At 48.1% G+C, this 626-nt stretch carries 1 protein-coding gene; it reads right to left on the bottom strand.

Annotated elements, in window-relative coordinates; all coding sequences use genetic code 11:
• On the bottom strand, positions 1-483 hold a 483-nt coding region (locus tag ACYVE4_RS34080), incomplete at its 3' end, for a hypothetical protein (protein WP_461044900.1).
• Between the last annotated feature and the right edge of the window lie 143 nt (positions 484-626).

Genomic DNA, 626 nt, shown 5'->3' with positions numbered 1-626 from the left:
CTGATTCCGGATGGGAAACAACGTAAAGGGAAACTGGCCTGGAGCCAGACTGGCAATCGCCTTTAACCTGCTCTGAAGGTCTGTAGGTGGATTACTCGCCAAACCGTCACCGACCATAACAATGTCAGGAAGGGCCTCCAGCAGCGTTAGTTTTCGAATACGGTCGTAAAATTCACTCGCGTCAATTTTTAGATAGCCCGATAATTTGCCTTCATTGATCCGGTACGAAAATGTACAGCGCCTGTAGAGCACGCCTTCCATTTGAACATTGACCGTAATTTGATAGCGCGGTTGGGCGCTGTCTGGCCGGTAACCATGGGCAACAAATCGTTTATTGGCTTCCGTTAACGGAGCTTCGATGGGATACGAAAATTCAGCGGGCAATTCATCATCTGAAGTCCAGGCGACGGCCTGCTGAGTCACTAGTTTTTGCTCAGGGTCTAACTGAAGACTTTCGCCCAGATCATTGATGATGGCAATCATAGGGAATTGGTAACTGGTTCGATGTATAAATCGTGCTCGGGAAAATGCGGCAATATGTGGGCAGCGATGCGCCGTTTGTTGCCGGGTCTTGTGAGTACCATTGTGTTTAGTTTAGGTTAAGTAATGCACTTGGGAAAAACCTT

It is taken from the genome of Spirosoma harenae (assembly GCF_054776975.1).
This window is presented reverse-complemented; position numbering and strand designations above follow the sequence as displayed.